This window comes from Streptomyces inusitatus (genome assembly GCF_014651115.1).
Lineage (GTDB): Bacteria > Actinomycetota > Actinomycetes > Streptomycetales > Streptomycetaceae > Streptomyces > Streptomyces amakusaensis.
The window spans coordinates 1-2,095 of record NZ_BMWG01000069.1 but is presented as its reverse complement, the minus strand read 5'-3'; the positions used below and the strand labels follow the sequence as shown (position 1 = coordinate 2,095).

Sequence of the window (2,095 nt, the reverse complement as noted above, 5' to 3'; positions counted from 1 at the left end):
GTCGGAGTTGCTGGATCACCAGTATCTGAGTCTCGCGGAGATCCAGCGGATCGCCGGGACCGGGGCCGGTGAACTCTTCGACACCACCACGATCTTCGAGAACTACCCGATGGAACTGAATGACATCGTCCCGCCCGAGAGCGGCCTCCGCCTGACCGGAATCGAGACGCACGGCGACGGTGTCACCCACTACCCGCTGACTCTCTCGATCGTGCCCGGCGACCCCATACGGGTGCGGCTGACCTACCGCCCGGACAGCTTCGAGCATGAGGCCGTCGAAAACATCATGGCCCGGTTCATCCGGCTGCTGGAGGCGATCGCCGACCACCCGGAGGAGCGGATCGGCCGGCTGGACACGCTCTCGGAGGACGAACGCCACCGGCTGCTCACCGAATGGAATCCGCCGGGCCCCGAGGTGGAGCCCCGTCGACTGCCGGAGCTGTTCGAGGAGCGGGTGGCACGCACGCCGGACGCCCCGGCCCTGTCGTTCGGCGAGGTCTCCCTCAGCTACACGGAGGTGAACGCGCGGGCGAATCGGCTGGCGCGAGAGCTGGTGGCGATGGGAGCCGGCCCCGAGCGGATCGTGGCGCTGGCCGTGCCGCGTTCCATGGACATGGTGATCGGGATACTCGCGGTGCTGAAGGCGGGCAGCGCCTATGTTCCGGTGGATCCCGAATATCCGGCGGACCGTATCGCTTTCATGCTCACCGATGCCCGTCCGGTCTCTGTCCTCACCACCGCCGACACCGCCTCACTGGTGCCCGACACCGGTGTGCCCGTGATGGTGCTCGACAGCCCGGAAACGACGGAGACACTCCGCCGGCACTCGGACACCGACCTGGTCGACGCGGATCGCGAAGGCGCACTCCACCCGGAGAGCGCCGCCTATGTCATCTACACCTCGGGATCGACGGGCAGGCCCAAGGGGGTCGTCGTATCGCATCAGAATGTGCTGCGGCTGATGGAATCCCTGCGGCCCGTCTACCCCTTCGGCCCCGACGATGTGTGGACGCTCTTCCACTCCTATTCGTTCGATGTATCGGTCTGGGAGATCTGGGGCGCACTGCTGCACGGCGGCAAACTGGTCGTCGTCCCCTTCGATGTCACCCGCTCGCCCTCGGAGCTGCTGCGGCTCCTGGTCCGCGAGAAGGTCACCGTTCTCAATGAGACGCCGTCCGCGTTCTACCAGCTCGACCAGGTGGACCAGGCGGATCCACGTCCCGGACGAGACCTGGCCCTGCGCTGGATCATGCTCGCGGGCGAGGCGCTGGACCCGAGCCGGCTGACCGGCTGGTACGAGCGCCATGCCGACGGCGCCCCGATTCTGGTCAATGCGTACGGCCCCACGGAAGCCACCATCTACACCAGCCATGTCGCCCTGGACGCGCACTCGACCCGCTCCACGGCCAGTGTCATCGGACACCCGGTCCCCGACCTCCGTCTGCATGTCCTGGACCCGGCCCTGCGGCTCGTGCCCGTCGGTGTCGTGGGTGAGCTGTATGTGTCGGGCGCGGGTGTGGCGCGCGGTTACGCGGGGCGCGCCGCTCTGACGGCGGGCCGCTTTGTCGCGGATCCCTACGGTCCCGCGGGCACCCGGATGTACCGGACGGGGGATCTGGTGCGCAGGCTGCGGGACGGGAGTCTGGAGTATGTGGGCCGGGCTGATGATCAGGTGAAGGTGCGGGGTTTCCGTATCGAGCTGGGTGAGATCGAGGCCGTGCTGCTGGCGCGGGAGGGCGTCGGCCAGGCCGCCGTGGTGGTGCGTTCCGACCGGCCGGACGATCAGCGACTGGTGGCGTACGCCGTTCCCGAGGCCGGTGCCCGGCTCGATGGGGCGGAGCTTCGCCGATCAGTCGGCGGGGAACTGCCGGACTATATGGTCCCGGCCGCGGTGGTCGTCCTGGACCAGCTCCCGCTGACGGTGAACGGGAAGCTCGACCGCAGGGCTCTGCCCACTCCGTACTTCGCCGCCGCTGCGGTCACGGACGATGCCCCCCGCACCCCTCGGGAAGAGGACCTCTGTCGTTTGTTTGCTGAGGTTCTTGGGGTGCCTCGGGTGGGGATTCATGACAGTTTCTTTGATTTGGGTGGGCAT

1 protein-coding gene is annotated in these 2,095 nt (G+C 67.8%); it reads left to right on the top strand.

Annotated features, from left to right (window positions below):
- A partial coding sequence (locus IE247_RS33835; RefSeq protein ID WP_190127205.1) for a non-ribosomal peptide synthetase occupies positions 1-2,095 on the top strand: 2,095 nt, incomplete at both ends.